This window comes from Paractinoplanes rishiriensis (assembly GCF_016862375.1).
GTDB lineage: Bacteria > Actinomycetota > Actinomycetes > Mycobacteriales > Micromonosporaceae > Actinoplanes > Actinoplanes rishiriensis.
The window spans coordinates 1-1,189 of sequence record NZ_BOMV01000166.1; the positions used below are offsets into that span (position 1 = coordinate 1).

A 1,189-nucleotide genomic window follows, 5' to 3' on the forward strand; every position below is an offset into this window, starting at 1 on the left:
CTAGAGACCTTTTGGAGTGGGGGTCAGGGTGGTGTTGGTGGAGGTAGACCTGTTCCGGTGAAGTAGCCGTCGATCAGGCCGGTGCGGTATTGCATGCGGTTGAGGCGGTTCTTCACTGCGGCGGTGAGCTCGTTGGCGGTGCGGACGGCGAGGTTGGCGAGGCTGCTTTTCATCGTCGACCAGACCTTCTCGACGGGGTTGAGTTCCGGCGCATAGGCCGGTAGTTCGTAGACACGTAGCCAGGACCGGGCGGCGATCGCCGCCCGGATCGCGGGAGTCTTGTGCAGCGACAGCCGGTCCCAGACGAGTACGATCGGGGCCTGCAGCTGCTGGTGGGCGGCGTCGAGCAGCCGGATCAGCTCCGGCTCTCGGAAGCCTTTGGGTTCGCATTTACGTCCGCGGTAGGTCAGGGTGCGGTAGATCAGCCGGGAACGTTCGCCGGGCCGGTAGCAGCACAATCCGGCCACCGACACCCGTACGGTGCCTTTCGCGGTCACCTTCACGACCGGCGTTTCGCCTTTCGGTGCCCAGGTGGTGGCCTTGTGGGCCTTCAGCGTCTGGCCACATTCGTCGGCGAAGCAGATCCAGGCGGCCGTGCGGGCGGCGGCTCTTTTACCGCCGGCCACTGGTACCGGCGCCAGTGCGCGATCGCGGCCTCGTCCCGCTCGATCGCGCGGTGGATCGGCAGCTGAGCGGTGTAACCGAGGCGGCGCATCGCCTGCCACGCGGTCGTGATCCCGACCCGGATATGGAACATCGTTGCGATCAAAGCCACGACTCGGGCCAGCGTCCAGCGTTGGTCCTCGCCGTAGCCGGCGGCAGCCGGTCCGAGCTCGAGCCGGGACTTGAGCCGGGCCAGCTGCTCGTCCGACAGTTTCGGGTCCGGCCCGGCCGGGCCACGGGAGGCCAACGCCTTGGCGCCGCCTACGGCCCAGGCCCGCCGCCACTGGTACGCCGACTTAGTTGACACCTCCAGCAGCCCGGCGACCTCGACCGCCGATTTGCCCTCGGCGAACAACGCCGCCGCCCGCTGCCGCACTCGTTCCCGCCGGACACGTTCCGCCTGGTCAACGCCACCGCCATCGCCGTACCGCATGTGATCAGCAGACCCGACACCCACCCGCCGAGACGATCACCCACAAGGCTCACAGTGGATCAGACGCAGACCCCCAACCCGAATGGTGTCTAG

Annotated in this window: 2 protein-coding genes; both read right to left on the reverse strand. The window is 67.6% G+C overall.

Annotated features, from left to right (window positions below):
• Positions 1-23: 23 nt before the first annotated feature.
• Positions 24-626 carry a transposase gene (locus Ari01nite_RS49415; RefSeq protein WP_239163712.1) on the reverse strand — a complete coding sequence of 201 codons (603 nt, stop codon included), beginning with the start codon at positions 624-626 and terminating at the stop codon, positions 24-26.
• On the reverse strand, positions 551-1,096 hold the full coding sequence (locus Ari01nite_RS49420; protein ID WP_203791696.1) for a winged helix-turn-helix domain-containing protein: 546 nt from the start codon (positions 1,094-1,096) through the stop codon (positions 551-553). The genes Ari01nite_RS49415 and Ari01nite_RS49420 overlap by 76 nt, the downstream gene beginning before the upstream one ends.
• Positions 1,097-1,189: the final 93 nt, after the last annotated feature.

What these genes read in the sequence shown, in the direction of transcription:
- Ari01nite_RS49420 (WP_203791696.1), bottom strand. Translation starts at nt 1,096, where the DNA reads ATGCGGTACGGCGATGGCGGTGGCGTTGACCAGGCGGAACGTGTCCGG.